Source organism: Cupriavidus necator N-1 (assembly GCF_000219215.1).
Taxonomy (GTDB): domain Bacteria; phylum Pseudomonadota; class Gammaproteobacteria; order Burkholderiales; family Burkholderiaceae; genus Cupriavidus; species Cupriavidus necator.
Map to the genome: position 1 here is coordinate 291,408 of NC_015723.1, position 18,000 is coordinate 309,407.

Annotated in this window: 13 protein-coding genes; 3 read left to right on the forward strand and 10 right to left on the reverse strand. The window is 63.0% G+C overall.

All coding sequences use genetic code 11. From position 1 onward, the window contains the following. Positions 1–84 precede the first annotated feature (84 nt). Both CNE_RS19435 and CNE_RS19440 read left to right on the forward strand, forming a co-directional pair. Positions 85–1,005 carry an AraC family transcriptional regulator gene (locus CNE_RS19435; protein WP_041228522.1) on the forward strand — a complete coding sequence of 307 codons (921 nt, stop codon included), beginning with the start codon at positions 85–87 and terminating at the stop codon, positions 1,003–1,005. 209 nt (positions 1,006–1,214) lie between these two features. Further along, positions 1,215–1,925, forward strand: a complete 711-nt coding sequence (locus tag CNE_RS19440) for a response regulator transcription factor (protein ID WP_013951975.1) — start codon at positions 1,215–1,217, stop codon at positions 1,923–1,925. Between the two features lie 72 nt (positions 1,926–1,997). Here the strand turns inward: CNE_RS19440 and CNE_RS19445 are convergent, their stop codons facing one another. The 9 genes from CNE_RS19445 to CNE_RS19485 all read right to left on the reverse strand — a co-directional run bounded on the left by CNE_RS19445 (position 1,998) and on the right by CNE_RS19485 (position 11,210). Further along, positions 1,998–2,390 (reverse strand): response regulator transcription factor, encoded by a 393-nt coding sequence (locus CNE_RS19445; RefSeq protein ID WP_041228523.1) that lies wholly within the window; start codon positions 2,388–2,390, stop codon positions 1,998–2,000. A 755-nt stretch (positions 2,391–3,145) separates the two neighbouring features. Continuing rightward, on the reverse strand, positions 3,146–3,874 hold the full coding sequence (locus tag CNE_RS19450; RefSeq protein WP_013951977.1) for a YoaK family protein: 729 nt from the start codon (positions 3,872–3,874) through the stop codon (positions 3,146–3,148). 33 nt (positions 3,875–3,907) lie between these two features. Continuing rightward, positions 3,908–5,056: a porin gene (locus CNE_RS19455; protein ID WP_013951978.1), complete on the reverse strand. Its 1,149-nt coding sequence runs from the start codon at positions 5,054–5,056 to the stop codon at positions 3,908–3,910. Positions 5,057–5,060: 4 nt separating this feature from the next. Continuing rightward, positions 5,061–5,354: a XapX domain-containing protein gene (locus CNE_RS19460; protein WP_013951979.1), complete on the reverse strand. Its 294-nt coding sequence runs from the start codon at positions 5,352–5,354 to the stop codon at positions 5,061–5,063. A 37-nt stretch (positions 5,355–5,391) separates the two neighbouring features. Further along, a complete protein-coding gene (locus CNE_RS19465; RefSeq protein ID WP_013951980.1) occupies positions 5,392–7,005 on the reverse strand; it encodes an MFS transporter in 1,614 nt (537 codons plus the stop codon). Further along, a complete protein-coding gene (locus CNE_RS19470; protein ID WP_013951981.1) occupies positions 7,002–7,436 on the reverse strand; it encodes a DoxX family protein in 435 nt (144 codons plus the stop codon). The genes CNE_RS19465 and CNE_RS19470 overlap by 4 nt, the downstream gene beginning before the upstream one ends. Positions 7,437–7,464: 28 nt before the next feature. Then, positions 7,465–9,411, reverse strand: coding sequence for an amidohydrolase (locus CNE_RS19475; protein WP_013951982.1), 1,947 nt, complete (start codon positions 9,409–9,411; stop codon positions 7,465–7,467). A gap of 6 nt (positions 9,412–9,417) precedes the next feature. Further along, positions 9,418–10,407, reverse strand: coding sequence for an alpha/beta fold hydrolase (locus CNE_RS19480; RefSeq protein ID WP_013951983.1), 990 nt, complete (start codon positions 10,405–10,407; stop codon positions 9,418–9,420). 116 nt (positions 10,408–10,523) lie between these two features. Further along, a complete protein-coding gene (locus CNE_RS19485) occupies positions 10,524–11,210 on the reverse strand; it encodes a hydrolase (protein ID WP_013951984.1) in 687 nt (228 codons plus the stop codon). Positions 11,211–11,740: 530 nt separating this feature from the next. Here CNE_RS19485 and CNE_RS19490 point away from each other — a divergent pair. Continuing rightward, a complete protein-coding gene (locus tag CNE_RS19490) occupies positions 11,741–12,349 on the forward strand; it encodes a response regulator transcription factor (RefSeq protein WP_049800663.1) in 609 nt (202 codons plus the stop codon). Between the two features lie 21 nt (positions 12,350–12,370). On the opposite strand, the gene CNE_RS19495 is transcribed toward CNE_RS19490, so the two are convergent. After that, complete coding sequence (locus CNE_RS19495; protein ID WP_013951987.1) at positions 12,371–17,878, reverse strand: trifunctional serine/threonine-protein kinase/ATP-binding protein/sensor histidine kinase; 5,508 nt, start codon at positions 17,876–17,878, stop codon at positions 12,371–12,373. Positions 17,879–18,000: the final 122 nt, after the last annotated feature.

Here is an 18,000-nt window from a genome sequence, read left to right on the forward strand (position 1 = left end):
AGCTGCCAGCGTCAATGGTATTTTCAGTAACGCAAGGTCGCCCGGTCGTGTCTGGCTTGGCGCGACGATCATGACTACCTGGCCATGCGACTCTCCACATCTACTCACGAATCTGCCAAGCCGGCCATTCAGCGCGACTCATTGGGGTGCTTGTCGGAGGCATTGCGATACGATCAGGCGCTTGCCGCCGGCGATCTCAATTTCTACCGCAAAAGTTCCGTGATTGAGCGGATGAGTCAGGTAGTGACCCCAGCTTCAGCACGAGGGTTTCTGGTTGGCGTCTCCCTGATGGAAGGCCATCGTCGACGCATTTTTCGTCCGAATCAGGCGAACATGCATGCATTCGAGGCAGGTTCCATCTATCTGCGGAACTTCCAGGATGACTACAAGGCGGACATGTATGGGACGTTTGATTTCGTACTCATCGAACTGCCGCGCCCCTTCATGGAGCGTACAGCCCTGGAACTTGGCTGCCCCGCAGGTCTTGAACTGCGGCATGCCGCGGCGCAGACGGACGCCGTGCTGGCCCATCTCGCCCAGGCACTCTTACCCGCGCTCGCGCGGCCTGAAGGCGCGAGCAGGTTGTTTATCGATCAACTCGGACACGTGATCGGCACATACCTGGTCGAACACTATGGAGGTGTCAATCGGGGACGCATTCCCTCCATTGGCCGGCTTTCGCCTCGCATACTTGCGCGGGCGCAGGAGTTCCTCGCGGCGCGGCTGGACGACGGAAACGTGTCCATTGCCGAGGTTGCGGATGCGTGTCAATTGTCCCGAAGTCATTTTTCCCGGGCATTTCGGCAGAGTACCGGCAAAACACCGCATGAATGGCTGCTGGAGCGTCGCCTCGAGCGCGCGGCGGCACTGCTGCGCACCACGGACTTGCCGATAGCTGGGATTGCCGCGTCGTGCGGCTTTGCGGATCAGAGCCATCTCACACGCAGCTTCTCTAAGAAGCTTGGCCTGACGCCGGGTGACTGGCGGAGCGGTCGGCAGGACTAGGCACGCCTGGTGCCAGCACTTGCCAGCCATTATCTGGCCCGCGCTGAGCACAAAAAGACAATGGAGCGCACACGCGTTCAAGCCAAAGGGCTGGCGTAACACTACATTGCTGTCGGGTGCGTCGTATCTCCCCACATGGAGTCATGGGGTGATCGCGCCTCTGATGTCGATGCTACGTGGAGGGCCCTACCGTGACTGCTGTATTACCGATGCGCGCCGAATCAGCGCCGCAGGACGACGCGGTGGTCCTTGTTGTCGATGATGACTTGCAGGTGCGAAACGCGCTGGGAAGCCTATTTCGTTCAGTCGGCATCCAAGCCGTGCTGCTCGGCTCGGCGGCCGAGCTCTTTGCCTTCGGCTTCCCAGATGCGCCTTGTTGCCTGGTTCTCGATGTGCGCCTGAAGGGGCAAAGTGGCTTGGATGTGCAAGCCCGCATGGCAGAGCTCGGCATTCATATTCCCATCATCTTCATGACCGGCTACGGGGACATTCCGATGACGGTTGCTGCCATGAAGGCGGGGGCAGAACACTTTCTTTCCAAGCCGTTCCGTGAACAGGAACTGCTCGATGCCGTCACGGAGGCACTACAGAAGGAGGGCTCGCGGCGTGAGCGCTTGTGCCGATTGGCTGCAGTGCGCGACTGCTTCCGTTCCCTGACGCCGCGGGAGAGTGAGGTCATGGCGCATGCCGCATCAGGTTTGACAAACAAGGAGATTGCCGCCGCCATGTGCATCAGCGTGGTGACTGTCAAAGTTCATCGATGCCAGGCAATGCGAAAAATGAGAGCTCGGAGTTTCGCCGATCTGGTGCTTCTTGCGCAAACTCTCGGTCTCGTGCTGCTTCCCTCTGAGTCCGAAGCTGATGAGCAGCCTGCCATCCGGCTGCAGCCTAGACAGCTTGGAACCGCAACCATAGCGTAGGGACGGCGTCGGGCAGCGTGCAGAGGATGAAGGTGATGTAAGGACGTCTCATCGATCCACTGCACGACACACTCACGATGGAGGAGAGTCCGTCTTGCGAGGACGAATTGCTTTTTCAATGCATCGGATCATGTCCGTGTCCTGAAATGGCTTGTAAAGAACGCACGTCGCACCCATTGCCTTGGCACGCTGATCGAATCCCTCATGCGCAAATGCTGTCATGAAAATGACAGGCATATCGAGATTGCGTGCGCGCAAGGCCTCTATCAAAGCGAAGCCGTCCATGCCGGGCATTTGCGCGTCCGTGATCACGCAGGACATGCAAGGCAGCGAAGTGCACCGCAGTAGCTCTTGGCCGCCTCCGAACAACTGCACGCCAAAATCGAGCGAACGCAGCAGCCCCCCCATGGCATTTCGGACGGCGACATCGTCGTCAACTATTGCGATCGTGGGGCGAGCTATCACACTGACTCCTTGAACACGCGCTGAGCGCCGGCAATGCTCTGCTGGAAGAGTAACGCCGAACCTGTGCACACCCTATCATACGATGGTATCGCCGATTCCTCGGGTGCACGTCCCACGCTACGTTGCGATGAAGTCACGCTGGCCAGGAAAATCAGTCCCCCCGCGATAGTGAGGCAGCCAGCTATTCTGTCCGTGTCATACCAAGGTATTACATGCATAGCTGCGTCGAAATGGCGCCGCTCTGGGAGTTCTGATTGTCGGTGACCGGTGCGCCCGCAGCCGTGGTGAGAGTGTCTCTGTTCATCGTGATTCTTCTTGTTGGTGAAGGAGATTGGGGGGCTTCGTGCCGGCGATCAGTACACGGATGCGAAACCAGAGGGGGCAGCCGATGAGTCACCCTTCCCCGCGGAGGACTGTCCGTCGCACAGTGCACTGCTCCGGCTACACAGGACCTGGCTATGGCCGACCACTTGTTTGGGGGCGAACTCCGGACCCGTACAGCAAGGTGACCGGACAGGCTTCCAAACGCCGATTCAGGTCAATGTCAGTTGCAGCGTGTCGTGATCCTGCAAAGCCAGGAGAGATTAATTGGCGATGCAGGATGTGGCCATTGTCTGTTCGTATTAGCTGGCTGGGTCTTCGGCCTGGTCGCGGACTTTGGAATGCTGTTTGCTCAGTTCGGCACTGGTAGCGGCGATGTGAGAGCGGTGAACCGCAGGAAGGCGAGGGCGTCTCGAATTCACACGTCTGCCAATTCACTTCTGCAGGCTGTTCGCGCCATTGCGCCAAGTCAGGAAACTGAGCGCCGTCAGCAATACGGCTGGCAGCATTACACACCAGAGCGAAAGCATCGAATAGCCAAGGGCGCCGAGAGCGGCGCCCGATGCGAAACCCGCGAGCGCCGGTACCATCTTTTTGAGCCGACCGCGTATGGCTTTGCCGTCCGCCTCAGATGCGGATGGCAGGTCCACCAGGTCAATGATAATTTGCGTCGTATTTCCGGTCATGATCGTGGTGGGGCCGAGGTCTGACAAGGACGTCCGGGACAGTGAGTTCTGAATACCCATGGCCACTACGGCAAGCATGCCGGCGCCGACGGCTGCAGGCGTACTTGGATCGGAAATGGGAGAGGCGTGGAACCCTGCAACTATGAAGAGAACCAGCGCCAAGGCCTCGGCAAACAGCAACAGCGAGGGTGCCGATTGTTTGTCCCGTACGATGCGTGACTCGGTCAGCCTGGCGGCCGCAACCGCCAAGGCAAAAGTCGGAAGCGCAAGCAGTTTTGCGAGCAGGCCCGGAGAATCACCGGCGATGTCGACGCCGATCATCACGAAGTTTCCTGTCACGTGCGCAGTAAACAGGCCGAATAGTGAAATGAACCCGACCACGTCTACATAGCCGGCGACGAAGGCCAGGATGCAGCCGAACGCCGGTCCTGAAAGATCCGCGCGGCGACCGGCGTCAGGAAGCTGTGTGGGTGTCAATGCGGTCTCTCACGTTGGTTGGTCAGCGGACGGTCAGAAGCTGTGCCGCATCGCAATGGCGAACGTCTGCGGGTCTGCGCCAGCCTTGATACCGAGGTTGTTGATGGCGAAGTCATAGTTCGCATTGCTGCGGTTGTTGATGCGGCTGTAGTAGGCGTATAGCGCGGTTCGCTTGGAAAGGGGGTAGTCATAGCCGACGGTCACCTGAAATGCGCCGGTATCCGAACCACTTCGGACGGATCCAATCGTTTCCATAGCTGTGCCGGTGCCATCGCCGACAAAGGCGAAGCCGGCGCGTATGCTGCCGGGGCCAAACTCCTGTATCAGCGAGACATAGTAGCCATTGCGCGTAAGGTCTCCGGTGGCGGTACGATAGTGCAGGCGTTCATACAGGGCACTGATGCGCGTCGATGGGAACTGGTAGGAAACTCCTGCCTTGATTGCGTCGTCGTTGCGTCCGCTGGTCTGATAGTGCTGGTGGATTTCATAGGCAAGCGTCAGGTTCAGGTTGCCGTGACCATAGGCCGTGGCAAAGGAATACAACGCTGGATTGCGCGGCACCGTGGTCTTTTCCTCCGGCAATCCCCAGGCAATGGCGCCGCTCAAGCCGTGCCACGTCGGCGACTGGTAGTGCAGCGAGTTCTTTTGCCGTCGATCAAATGAGCTGGTGTTCTGGACATTGTCGCTGGTAGACGCAGCGCCATTGCCTATCAGCGCCATGTAACCCGCAGTGGTGGCGTAATACGGGTCGTAGCTCTTGGTTGCACTTGTGTATGGCGTGTCCCAGTTGCCCATGAAGAGGGTGCCGTACGGGCTCTGAAGGCCGAGCCGGGTATCCCGCGCGGCGATTTGCCCAGCGCCGTTGTCAACCGACAGGGCGCTTTCGATTTGCCAGATCGCCTTGATCCCATTGGCCAACTGTTCCTCGCCCCGCATGCCGAACACAGAGCGGTTATTCGTGAGGCGCGCCGTATTGCCCAATCTGGTGCCGTCGGTTGCGGTGGTCACGGTCACATACTCGATTGCCGTGTTCAGCCGACCATAGATCGCGACGTTGTTGTCCGCCACGGCAGGTGCCGCGGCCGCGGACAAAGACGCTGCCAGGGCGACGTGAATGCGCCGGGGCGCGATTGCGTTAGTACGGCTGGCAAGTGCTTCGGGCTGCTTTCGGGAGCGACTCATGCGGTTATTGGTTCCCTTCCTTGCTACGCGCGGGGAGGGACGCCGACGGTTCAACGGCCGTGTCCGCATTGGGCGGTGTACCCGTAATCTTCGGGACGCATTCGCCGCGGAACCATGCAATGGTGACTGGCTCGCCGGCCAGCATGCGCTTGACCGGCGGCACAACCTGCTCGCCAATCAGCATGCCCAGCAGCCCGATCAAAGCAATTGCGGGCGGCGCAGGCGAGCGGACCTGCATCAGTGCATAGATAATGCCGACCAGGATGCCGGCGCCAAGGGAGATGAGATAGAGCTTCATATGTGACAAGGTTGGAGAGGGGGAAATCGGTGCGACGTCACGCCGGCGGCAAGCCCAGGCCGAGCAGGTGTCTTACGTGGGGCGGCTCGGCGCCCACGTGGAAGCTGGCTACGTCGCGCTGCACATCGGCATCGGCATGCGGTACGCGCTGGTGCTGGCGCAGGTGCTCGGCCCACGACTCGACCAGGAACCACTCGGTCAGCAGTTCGGGATTGGCCGGATCTTCCATCACGCCCCAGCTGAACGCACCGTCACGCAAACGCTCTTCCGACAGCTTGTGGACCGCATGCAGGAACGCATCGCGGTTGGCGGGCGGGATGCAGTATTCGATCAGGATCATCACCGGACCACGGTCCTGCGCGATCTCGCCGGCCATCTCCGGTTCGGGCCAATGACGTGCGGGACCGAGGTCTTCATCGCCGCCCGGCAGCCGCATGCGGTGCAGGATCAGCGCGGTAACGACCAGCCCCGCCGCGGCGATCAGCAGCGCGTGCGGTGTGCCCAGTGCCTGCGCCACAAAGCCCCAGACCAGGCTGCCACCGGCCAGCGCGCCGTTGAACACCATCTGGTAGACCGCCAGCGCGCGGCCGCGAACCCAGTTCGGCAGGATCGCCTGCGCCGCGCCGCCGAGCGTGGTCAGCGCCATGATCCATGCCGCGCCAAGCAGCAATAGCAGCGGCAATGCCAGCCATATGGGTGGTGCGCTCGACAGCGCCGCCATGACGACCGCCGTGACGATCGCGGACAACAGCACCATGCCATCTGCATCGAGCCGCTGCTGCAGTCTGGACATCGTCAGCGCGCCAAGGATCGCGCCAGCGCCCACTGCGCCCAGTAACACACCATAGAGGCCGGCGCCGCCATGCAACAGCTGACGGGCCACCAGCGGCAACAACGCCCATACGCCGCTGCCGAAGGCAAAATGCACGGCAGCGCGCGCCAATACTACGTGCAGCTTGCTGTGCGCGCGCGTGAAGCGTAAGCCTGCTCTGAAAGCGCTGAAGAAGTGTTCGCGCAGTGGATCGCTTGGCTTTTCGGGACGCTTCCACCAGATCAGCGCAGCGATGACGAACACATAGCTGAGCAGGTCTGCGCTATACGTGGCAGCCGCGCCGAATGCCGCGAGCAGCAGACCCCCGGTAGCCGGTCCAATCGCACGGGCGACGTTCACGCCCAGCGAGTTCAGCGCCACGGCCTGTCGCAGCGTGCTCGGCGGCACGAGCTCGGGCACGATCGACTGCCACGTGGGCCCCATCATCGCCGCACCCACACCGCCGACGAACGCCAGCGCAATCAGGACTTCGATCGTCAGCGCCTGGCGCCACGCCAGCAGCATCAGCGTGCCGCTGACCATGGCCAGTCCGATCTGGATCACGATCAGGAAGCGGCGCCGGTCGAGGATGTCGGAGAGCACACCGGCCGGAATCGCTAGCAGGAAGACGGGCAGCGTGGCAGCCGCCTGGATCGTGGCGACCGCTGCCGGTGAAGTGGAAAGATCGGTTGCCAGCCATGCGCTGGCCACATCCCGCATGAAGCTGCCGATGTTACCGAGGATCGTGGCCACCCACAGTACCGCAAACGTGGGCTGGGCCAGCGGGGCAAACGTGCCTCCCGATGCAGGCTTGGCCGCCGAGATGGCAGATTGCGTCATGGTTGTCTCCGCGTGCGAAGGTCATCCCACGCCACGAGCAGGAACCCACCCACCAGGCCCAGATGTTCGAAGAACGCGTTAGCCATCATGAACTGCGCCTCGGGCGGTGCGCTCCAAAACCGGTTGGCCAGGAACGTGGCCATCAGCGTGAACGCCGCCAGCGCCAGTGCGCCTAGCCAGCGCCAGAAGCCGGTCAGGATCATTGCCGACGCACCAAGCTCCAGCGCAATCGTCGCCGCAGCCAGCGGCACGGCGGGCGACAGGCCGAAGTGCTGCATCTCTGTCACTGCGCTGGAGAAGTCGAACAGCTTGACCAATCCGCCCTGCAGGTAGGCTGCGCACAGCAAAAGCAGGGCGATCCAGCGCAGCCAGCGGGGCAGCCGGTGCGTGTTGTTGCCGGCCGTGGCGAGCGGGGGTGTCGAGATGGTCATGGCCGCTCTCCGATGTGGTCAACGTAGATCAGAATGCCCAGCACGAGCAGCCCAGCGCGCCCCAGAACGTGCTTTCGTCCGACGTCGGCACGCTCGAGGTCCACGCATTGGCATGTGCATGGCCATGTACGCCGCACGAACTGGCGCAGCCGCACGCGGTGTTCAGCGCCAGTGCGCGCGCCTGGGCCTGCGGGCGCGGCTGGTACTGGCTGCCATGGCGGGCCGGTGACCAGTCGGGCATCGCGGGCGGGATGTCGGGCGAATGCTTGCCGAATTCGCTGTCGCCATAGACCACCTTGCCGCCGAGCACGGTCAGCACCGACGTGATGTCCTGGATGTCGTCGCCGGGCACCGAGTAGTAGTCGGCCGACAACACGGCCAGGTCGGCCAGCTGGCCCACCTTGATTTGGCCCTTCTTGCCCACTTCGGATGAGAACCACGTGTTGGCCTCGGTCCACAGGCGCAGCGCCGTTTCGCGATCGAGCAGGTTGGCCTGTGGATACATCGACATGCCGCCGACGGTCTTGCCCGTGGTCAGCCAGTACAGCGAGACCCACGGGTTGTACGAGGCCACGCGCGTGGCATCGGTGCCGGCGCCGACCTTCACGCCTCTTTCCAGCATCTTCTTGACCGGCGGCGTGGCTTCGGCAGCGCGTGCGCCATAGCGCTCGACAAAGTACTCGCCCTGGTAGGCCATGCGGTGCTGCACCGCGATACCGCCACCGAGCGCGGCGATGCGGTCGATATTGCGGTCGGAAATCGTCTCGGCGTGGTCGAAGAACCAGTTCAGGCCGTTGAACGGGATGTCCTTGGCGACCTTCTCGTAGACGTCGAGCGCGCGCGTGATGGTCTGGTCATAGGTCGCATGCAGGCGCCACGGCCAGCGCTTTTCGGCCAGCAGGCGGATCACCGGCTCCAGATCGGCTTCCATCGACGGCGCCATGTCGGGGCGCTCGACACGGAAGTCCTCGAAGTCGGCCGCCGTGTAGACCAGCATTTCGCCGGCGCCATTGTGGCGATAGAGGTCATCGCCCTGGCCTGGCTTCACGGTCGACGTCCAGGTCTTGAAATCGCTCAGCTCTTCCTTGGGCTTCTGCGTGAACAGGTTGTAGGCCAGGCGCACCGTGAGGTGGCCTTCCTTGTGCAGCTCCTCGATGATGCTGTAGTCCTCGGGGTAGTTCTGGTAGCCGCCGCCCGCATCGATCACGCCGGTCACACCCAGGCGGTTCACCTCGCGCATGAAGTGGCGCGTCGAGTTCTTCTGGTATTCAGGCGGTAGCTTCGGGCCCTTGGCCAGCGTGGCGTAGAGGATGGTCGCATTGGGCTTGGCCAGCAGCAGGCCGGTGGGATTGCCGCGCGCGTCGCGCACGATCTCGCCACCCGGAGGGTTCGGCGTGTCCTTGGTGTAGCCAACGGCACGCAGTGCGGCGCCGTTCAGAATGGCGCGGTCGTAGAGGTGCAGGATGAATACCGGGGTATCGGGCGCCACGGCGTTCAGTTCGTCGATGGTCGGCAGGCGCTTCTCGGCGAACTGGTGCTCGGTGAAGCCGCCCACCACCCGCACCCATTGTGGCGCGGGCGTGCGGGCGACCTGGTCCTTCAGCATGCGCATGGCGTCGGCGAGCGAGCGCACGCCGTCCCAGCGCAGCTCCATGTTGTAGTTCAGGCCGCCGCGGATGATATGCATGTGGCTGTCAATCAGCCCGGGAATGGCCCGCCGGCCGTTCAGGTCGATCACCCTGGTCTGCGTTCCCGCCAGCTTCATGATGTCCTGGCGCGTACCCACCCCGACGAAGCGGCCGTCCTGGATGGCCACGGCGTCGGCCTGCGGATTGGCACGGTCGAGCGTGGCGAACTTGCCGTTTACGAGAATGAGGTCGGGAGTCGGGTTCGGTGACATGGCGAATAGTTCAGAAGAGGCTGCCGCACCGAGGGCGGCAGCCGAGGCGATGAAGTGCCGGCGGGTAATGGACATCTCGGCTTATGCGTTCAGGAAGGCCAGCAGGTCGGCATTGACCTGGTCGGCGTTGATCACGCACATGCCATGCGATGCACCTGGATATACCTTGAGCGTGGCGTTCTTGACGATCTTGGCCGACAGGCGGGCCGAATTGTCGATGGGCACGATCTGGTCGTCGTCACCATGCAGGATCAGCGTCGGCACGGTGATCTTCTTCAGGTCCCCGGTGTAGTCCACTTCCGAGAATTCCTTGATGCAGGCGTACTGGCCCAGGAGGCCACCGGTCATGCCCTGTGCCCAGAACGCATCGATGGTGCCTTGCGAAACCTTGGCGCCGGGCCGGTTGAAGCCGAAGAACGGCGTGGTCAGGTCCTTGTAGAATTGCGAGCGGTTTTCCGCCACGCCCTTGCGGATGCCGTCGAACACTTCCATCGGCAGGCCGTTCGGATTGGCCGCGGTCTTGAGCATGATAGGCGGCACCGCGCCGATCAGCACCGCCTTGGCCACGCGCTTCGTGCCATGACGGCCGATGTAGTGCGCCACTTCGCCGCCGCCGGTGGAGTGGCCGACCAGCGTTGCGCCCTTGATGTCGAGGGCGTCCAGCAGCGCGGCCAGGTCGTCGGCGTAGGTGTCCATGTTGTTGCCCTGCGCGGGCTGGTCCGAACGGCCATGGCCGCGACGGTCATGGGCGATCACCCGGAATCCCTTCTGGACCAGAAAGAGCATCTGGGCGTCCCAGGCGTCGGCATTCAGCGGCCAGCCGTGCGAGAAAACCACCGGGCTGCCCGTGCCCCAGTCCTTGTAGAAGATGCGCGTGCCGTCTTTGGTCGTGACGTAGTGGCCCTGATTCGTGGCGCGGCTGCTGGCCGGCGCGGCTTCCGCGGCCGTGGGCGTTAGTGCGGCAAGCGACGCCACCGATGCGGCCGCGGCGCCAACAGTGCTGCCTACCAGCAGTTGCCGGCGCGATGCATCGATGTTGTGACCTTGTTCCTGGGTGTGTTCTATTTGCATGGTTAGGGCAGCTGAAAGTTGGCTCGAAATCCTGGATGAATGAGATCGCTGGTTGCATCGGCCTATGCACGGAAATCGTGCGTAGGCCGATGACTAGCTTCTTCTTGATCAGCTGTTTAGCGTGCGGGCACCGGGGCGATGGATTCGTGCCCCGTAGCCGTGCGCTGGGCGGCCTTGTGGACCATCGTGTATGCGTAGTCGACACCCATGCCATAGGCGCCCGAGTGTTCCTTCACCAGCTTCATTACGGCGTCATAGGTGTCGCGGTGGGCCCAGTCGCGTTGCCATTCGAGCAGCACCTGCTGCCAGGTCACTGGCACCGCGCCGGCCTGGACCATGCGTTGCATGGCGTAGTCGTGGGCTTCCTTGCTGGTGCCGCCCGAAGCGTCGGCGACCATGTAGATCTCGTAGTTGCCTTCGAGCATGGCGCACAGCGCGAAGGTGGTGTTGCAGACCTCGGTCCACAGGCCGGCCACGATCACCTTGTTGCGGCCGTTTGCCTTGAGCGCATCGCGCACCTTCTGGTCGTCCCACGAGTTCATCGAGGTGCGCTCCAGCGTCTTCTGGTCCGGGAACACGTCGAGCAGTTCCGGATAGGTGAAGCCCGAGAACGACTCGCTCTCGACGGTGGTGATCGTCGTCGGGATATTGAAGATCTTTGCCGCCTTGGCCAGGCCGACGACGTTGTTCTTCATCGCCTGGCGGTCCATCGACTGGACGCCGAAAGCCATCTGCGGCTGATGGTCGATGAAAATCAGCTGGCTGTTCTGCGGGGTGAGGACTTCAAGCTTGGGGTTCGACATTGCGTTGCTCCTGTTTGGGGGGGCGAGAGTGAGGCTGCCGTGGCATCACCGCCGGGGCAGAGCCGCGTCGGGGCGGCTTGGCATAAGGGCCGCGACCGGCGTTTGTGTCCGGAACGCAACCTGAGGGGAAGAATAGTCCACGCTGTCGGCCGTCGCTATTGTCGATTCGTATTAGCCGTCCGCTGCCTTGGTTTCATCGCGAAGCCGCCAGGCTGTGCTACGGAAAATAGGGAGTGGCTTCGTCAACCCTTGCGGCGTAGGAAGGCATTGGGGCTGCGTGCGGGTTCGATGTGCGTTAGCCTGCAAACTGGCCGGCCGGGGCAGCCGCCTACAGTCACACTGAACTAACCCCATGGTATAAGTAGTCCATGATCCCGGTTATGTGATGTAATGGAGAGTTTTGCGGGGTCAGGTCATGGTGGCGAGAGTGGGCCTGCCCAGACCCCGCGCACCGATGGGTGCACTGGAGATAGACTTTGACAATCAACAGCTTCGTAACCGCGGACACCAGTGGTGCGAGTGATGAAGCGATGGTGCTGATCGTTGATGACGACGCGATGCTTCGCGGCGCGTTGGAGAACCTCTTCCGATCAGTCGGGATGCGCGTCGCACTGTTCGCATCCGCTGCCGAACTGCTAGCATTCGCGTTCCCGGACGCGCCCACTTGCCTTCTGCTCGACGTCAGGCTCCGCGGGCAGAGTGGCCTGGACCTGCAGACCCGGCTGTCCCAAATGGGCATCCAGGTCCCAATCATTTTTATGACTGGTTACGGCGACATCCCCATGACCGTTGCCGCTATGAAGGCTGGTGCTGAGGATTTTCTGGCGAAGCCATTCCGCGAGCAGGACCTGCTCGATGCCGTGGCCGCCGCCTTGCAAAAGGATCAGCATCGCCGCCATGGCATGCGTAAGCTGGATGAACTGCGAGCCAGCTACCAGAGCCTGACGCCGCGTGAGGCCGAGGTCATGCGCATGGTGGTGGCCGGTCTGCTGAATAAGCAGATCGCCAGCGAGCTAAGTATCAGCGAGGTCACAGTGAAAATTCATCGCGGCCAGGCCATGCGCAAGATGAAGGCGCGCACCTTTGCCGAGCTTGTATTGATGGCACAGCAACTCGGCATTTGCGAGGCGCCGCATTGAGCCCCTGTAGCCTCCCGCGGTCTAGTCCTGAGGCGGCAGGGTGAACTGAAACACGGCCCCGCAAGGCACATTGGGGCTCGCCCACAGCCGCCCTCCGTGTGCCTCGACGATCAACCGGCAGATCGCCAGGCCCATGCCAAGACCCTCCGCCTTGGTAGTGAAGAAGGTCTGGAAAACCCGCTCCAGATCTTGCGGCTCCAGCCCGATGCCAGCATCCTGAACGGCAACCAGCACAGCCCCCGATGCGTCGAGGCGCGACCGAATCAGCAGTTCCCGCGGCCGCTCTGCCACCTCTTTCATTGCCTCGATGCTATTCATCATCAGGTTCAGGAGCACCTGCTGCAACTGCACCCGGTCACCCACAACCGGCGGCAGGTCAGGCGCCAGCTCCGTCCGGGGCAGGACTTGATGGCGGCCTACCTCTCCCTGGATGAGGGCAATCGTGTCTTCGATAAGGGTGTTCATGTCAAGGCGCGCCGTGACGGCGGCCGTCTTCTTAAGCAGCGCACGCATGCCTCCAATCACTGCGCCAGCCCGATGGCCATCCTGAACGATGCGCCCCAACGTCTCTCGCACCTCGGCGAGATCGGGCGGCTGGCGAGCGAGCCAGCGCAGGGCCGCATTGGCGTTGGTGACGATGGCGGCCAGTGGCTGGTTGACCTCGTGAGCGATCGACGCGGTCAGCGCGTTCAACGTCGTCACGCGGGTAACGTGTGCCAGTTCGGCCTGTGCCTGGTGCAGCGCCTCCTCTGCGCGCTTGCGCTCGGTTAGGTCAAGTATGTAGGAGACACCTTGGTCCCCACCCTCTTCGAATGTCGCGCACCCTAGCAGAACGAGCACGCGGCTTCCATCCTTGCGGAAGAACTCTTTTTCGAACGGCGGCAAGGTCCCGCTGATCCGAAGGTCCTGGAGCAACCGTGCGTCACGCTCGCGCCAATCCGGGGGCGTCAGGTCCGTCCAGCGCAAGGGGGCCGAGGCGAGGTCCTCGCGATCGTAGCCCAGCATGCGGAGGAACGCGTCATTGGCCTCGAGGATTCGGCCGTCCAGGTGCCAGATGCAGATCCCGATGATGTTGGCCTCAACCAGGCGCTGGATCTTCGCTTCGCGTTGTGCGAGATCCCGATACAAACAAGTAATCTCCAGGGCGATCGCGGCCTGCGAGGCGAGCATCTTCAGTACGGCGGTTCGGCTCGGCGCGAAGACGCGTGGCGAGAGGTTGTTCTCGAGGTAGAGCACCCCGATGAGCTTGGCCTGTGTGAGCAATGGCAGGCAAAGAATCGATCGGGCATGATGCTGCAGAATGTATGGATCGGCGGAAAATGGGTTCTGTGTTGCGGCATTGTCGAGAATGATGTTCTCGCGGGTGCGCAGGACATAGTGGAGCATCGATACCGGCAGCGCAGTCGCAGTCACGCTCTCGTCGCGCAGCTGCACCGTGACAATATCGCCACTGGTCGTAGCCTCTGCTGCGATGCGCTGCTCGGCCCCTCGGGGCAGGATCAGCAGTCCCCGTACCGCGCCGGCCTGTTCAATCGCGGTGCGCATGAGTGTGTCGAGTAATTTGTCCAGGACGATCTCGCCGGACACGGCTTGCGACACGGCAATCACGGTGGCGAGGTCCAGGTGTTCGACCGGCGCCCCGATCGTCGTCGTCGGTGCCGGTGCTCGCTCTTCCCCCCAGAGGTGCGGATACAATGCATCGAGTTGCCGCACCTTGCCGCCGGCGCCCCAGCGGAGATAGCCATGGCGGGCATCCTGCAAATACACGCGGGCAACCTTTTCAAAGCCACGCGCAGCATAGAATCGCGCGGCCAGCTCGTTGGCGAGTGCCTGGTTATGGATGAAATCATTGTCCTGCGCGGAGCGGATGGCCTGCTCGTAGAGGCGCATTGCATCAACTTCGCGCCCATCGAGGCGGGCGATTTCCGCGCCAACCAATGCGGCTCTGTTCTCGAAATTCTCCGGACAATGCTCGGACCAGACAAGGAGCTGGCGATGATGTGCGGCCAATGCCTCCAGGTGCCGGGTCCGTTCTGGCGCGGCGGCCGTGCCGCAACATGCGGCCCGCGCCAACGCTGCGTAGAGGTGGTATTCCGCCTGCTCGAAGAACGATGGCGATGTCCAGAGGAGACTTTCTGCCCTGTCCGCCGCCGTTATGGCGGCTGCGTGGTCGTCGGCGAGGAAGCGTGCCTGCAATTTTCGGATCCAGTACCAGCAGGTGGCGAGGGCGGGGCCCGGAGCCTCATCCAGATACCGCTCAAACTGCTCCTCGTTGAAATCATCATCATCGAAGACGCCGAACACCGGGGTCAGTCCGCGCAGAGTTCGCGCTAGCTGGAGCTGGGGGGTGACCCGGTCGACGGCGAGACCGAAGCTCGCGCGGCGCGCGAAGCCGATCGTGGCCTCAGCTTCATTCTGCACCTCGGCAAGCGGATCGCCGCAGGCGAGCAACTGCGTAATGAGGTTGTTGCGTGCGAAGGACGCGTAGGTAAGGTCACCAAGCTTGCTGGCCACGTCGAAAGCGCGCCGCACCAGGCTGCGCGCGGCACGGATGGGTTGCGTCCATTGCATCACGTGGCCGCCGAAAGCCTGGTAGACGCGGGCCCTGAAGCGGTCCAGCCCGCGCTGCTCGACCAGGTTCAGGCCGAGCTGGCCGAAGCGGAATGCCGCCTTGTAGTCGCCGGACCGAGGCCCCAGGAGCATGCCGAGCCAGGTATAGGCGAGGCACGACGCGTCGCTGTTGCCATGCTCGAGGCTGAGGTTTGCCATCCGCCCGATGATGAGGGAGCCCAGGTTCACGTCGGTGTACCAGGCCGGCAGCATCAGCGCGGTCAGGACATCCATGGTCTCGCACGCGACCGCATTGGTCATCATCGGCAGGTCGAGCAGCGCCTCGATCGGGCGGTCGCCAAGTTGCCGCCACATCCGGTCGTATTCCTGCAGAACCTCCTCATCTGTCGGGTGTGCCGAACACTGGACGCCGGCGCGGTACAGGTAGTCGAGGCCCACCTCGACGGCGCGCTCGCGCTGGCCGAGGGCCAGAAACAGCTCCAGCCGCAGCTGGGTGACGGAGGCCAGATCGGGGAGGCTGGCGGCACGGCACGCAAGCTCGGCCAGGCGCGCGTCCGCCGCGGCCGGCGCGCCGGTCAGAAATTCGCATTCGGCGAGGTGGAACTCGAGCGCGAAAGCAAACTTGGGCCGGCGCTTCCAGGCGTCCCCCTGCATGAGCGCTTCACCGGCGGTGAGATAGGTCAGCGCCGAGGCGTAGGCCGTGGACGCCTTGGCGCGCTGGCCGGCGAGCAGATTCAGCTCGGCCACTTGCTCCCGCTCCTCGGCCGCGGTGATAAGGTCGGCGCCACGGTTGAGCTGGCCGACGATCTCGAAGACACGCTCCGCTATTGCCTCAGGCGGCGTGCCCGCAGCGAGCCGTCTGCCAATAGCGAGGTGCGCTGCCGGCCGCGCGTCTTCAGGAATCAGCGCGTAGGCCGCCTCCTGGATACGATCGTGCTGGAATCGGTAGGTATTTCCCAAATGCAACACAAGTCCGGCACGTACTGCCGGCCACAGAGCCGCGTCCAGCACCGCCTCGCTGGCATCCTGGACCATGGCCAGGGTAGCGATCGCCGCGTCATTACCGAGACACGCCAACTGCTTCAGGGCGCTACGGGTCGCCGCTGGAAGGCGCCTCAGCTTGGCGAGCATGAGATCGACCACATTGTCGGTGAAGCCCTTGGACCGAATCTGCTCAAGGTCCCAAGACCAGCGCGCGCCACGATGATCGAAAACAAGCAGCCCCTCTTCGGTCAGGGCGGTAAGGAACTGGATGGCGAAAAATGGGTTACCGCCAGTCTTCTCCTGCACCAGGCGGGCCAGAGGTGCGGCGTCCCCAGGTGCGCAATGCAAGGCATCGACGATGAGTCTGCTTACATCTTCGAACCCAAGGGGGGAAAGTGCGATGTCATTTACCCGCCCCCCGGCCTGGCGGATTGCCGACAATCGCAGTAGCAACGGATGTCCGGGCTTGACGTCGTCATTCCGATAGGCTCCGATCAGCAGCACGTGGCGTACCTCCGGCTGGGTCGCCAGATACTCGAGCAGATCGAGTGTTGCCGCGTCCAGCCACTGCAGGTCGTCGAGAAAGAGTGCCAGCGGATGCGCGGGTTGGGCAAAGACGGCAAGCAGGCGCTGGAAAACCATCTGGAATCGGTGCTGCTCGTCGCGCGGCGGCAGCTCCGGAACCGGCGCCTGCGGCCCCAGAATCAGCCCGAGCTCGGGTATGAGCGGCACCATGAGGCCGCCATTCGGGCCCAGCGCCTGCGCCAGTGTGGCGCGCCAGGGCGCCAAGTCGGCCTCGCTCTTGCCCAGCAGTGGGCGGATCAGATTCTGGAAAGCCTGTGCCAACGTCGCATACGGGATGTCGCGCTTGTATTGATCGAACTTGCCCGAGGCAAAGAGGCCATTCCTGAGAGCCAGTGCGCTGCGCAACGCAAACACGACCGAGGTCTTCCCGATACCGGCGTAGCCGGAGACCAGCACAATCTCCGGCGTGCCCTGGGTTACTACCCTGTCGAAGGCAGCGAGCAAGGTCTCAATCTCGCGCTCCCGTCCGTAGAGCCGTTCCGGAATCAACGGCCGATCAGGCAGGTCATGCTCGCCAAGCGGGAAGGTGTCAACGCGTCCCAGGCTTTCCCATGCGGTCAGGCTGCGCCGTAGATCGGCCTCCAGTCCGGCTGCCGTCTGGTAGCGCTCCTCCGCCGTCTTGGCGAGCAGCTTCATCACGATGGCGGAGAGCAAGGCCGGGATCGACGGTATCCGCTCCGCCGGCGGTACTGGCTGCCGGGCGAGATGACTGTGCAGCAGATCCATCGGGTCGTCGGTGGCAAACGGCAGCACGCCGGTGAGCATTTGGTAGAGCGTGACGCCAAGCGAATAGAGGTCGCTGCGCGCGTCGATTGGCCGGTTCATGCGTCCGGTCTGCTCGGGGGCCATGTAGGCCAGCGTGCCGGCGATCTCTTCCGGTGGCGCCAGTCCCTGGCGCTCGCGCGACAGGCGCGTGGCAATGCCGAAGCCTGTCAGCCGCGCCTCGCCAAGGGCATCATTCACCAGGATATGGGCCGGCTTGAGGTCCTTGTGAATAAGGCCCCGCTGATGGAGCTGGTCCAGGGCCGCGGCGATGCTGATCGCCTGGCGCAAGAAACGGCCCCCTTCCATGGGGGCGCCCAGTAGCCCGGCAAGCGGCTCGCCGCCGGGGTCCTCAAGCAGCAAAACAGTCCGACCATGTTCCCCCACAAGCGCTAGCGGCCGCACTGCCCAACTGCCGTCCAGCTCACCCTTCAAGCCGTATTCGTGAGCGAGGCGAGCGAGGGTAGAGGGGGGCGGGTGCTCGGCTGCGGGCCACACAGCCAGTACAGCTTTCGGCTCGCCTTCCGGACCGAGGAGCCAGCCTCGACCGACAACGCGATCGCCGTCCTCCCATGCGACCTGGAAGCCGACGCCCGTCTCAGTGCCGAAGGAAAACAATGAGTTCATCTGCCGTGTTCCGCTCTCAAGTCGATAACTGCCGGTGTTTCCGGACCGGATGCATCGAACCAATGTCTCCGCAACTGTCGTACCGGTGAGCTGGTCACGGCGGCCGAGTGAAGCAATTTTGC

Bases quoted from the DNA above. Each gene is read 5' to 3' on its own strand.
- CNE_RS19435 (WP_041228522.1), top strand. From the start codon at position 85: ATGCGACTCTCCACATCTACTCACGAATCTGCCAAGCCGGCCATTCAG.
- CNE_RS19440 (WP_013951975.1), top strand. From the start codon at position 1,215: ATGCGCGCCGAATCAGCGCCGCAGGACGACGCGGTGGTCCTTGTTGTC.
- CNE_RS19455 (WP_013951978.1), bottom strand. From the start codon at position 5,056: ATGAGTCGCTCCCGAAAGCAGCCCGAAGCACTTGCCAGCCGTACTAAC.
- CNE_RS19460 (WP_013951979.1), bottom strand. From the start codon at position 5,354: ATGAAGCTCTATCTCATCTCCCTTGGCGCCGGCATCCTGGTCGGCATT.
- CNE_RS19465 (WP_013951980.1), bottom strand. From the start codon at position 7,005: ATGACGCAATCTGCCATCTCGGCGGCCAAGCCTGCATCGGGAGGCACG.
- CNE_RS19470 (WP_013951981.1), bottom strand. From the start codon at position 7,436: ATGACCATCTCGACACCCCCGCTCGCCACGGCCGGCAACAACACGCAC.
- CNE_RS19475 (WP_013951982.1), bottom strand. From the start codon at position 9,411: ATGTCCATTACCCGCCGGCACTTCATCGCCTCGGCTGCCGCCCTCGGT.
- CNE_RS19480 (WP_013951983.1), bottom strand. From the start codon at position 10,407: ATGCAAATAGAACACACCCAGGAACAAGGTCACAACATCGATGCATCG.
- CNE_RS19485 (WP_013951984.1), bottom strand. From the start codon at position 11,210: ATGTCGAACCCCAAGCTTGAAGTCCTCACCCCGCAGAACAGCCAGCTG.
- CNE_RS19490 (WP_049800663.1), top strand. From the start codon at position 11,741: ATGGTGCTGATCGTTGATGACGACGCGATGCTTCGCGGCGCGTTGGAG.
- CNE_RS19495 (WP_013951987.1), bottom strand. From the start codon at position 17,878: ATGAACTCATTGTTTTCCTTCGGCACTGAGACGGGCGTCGGCTTCCAG.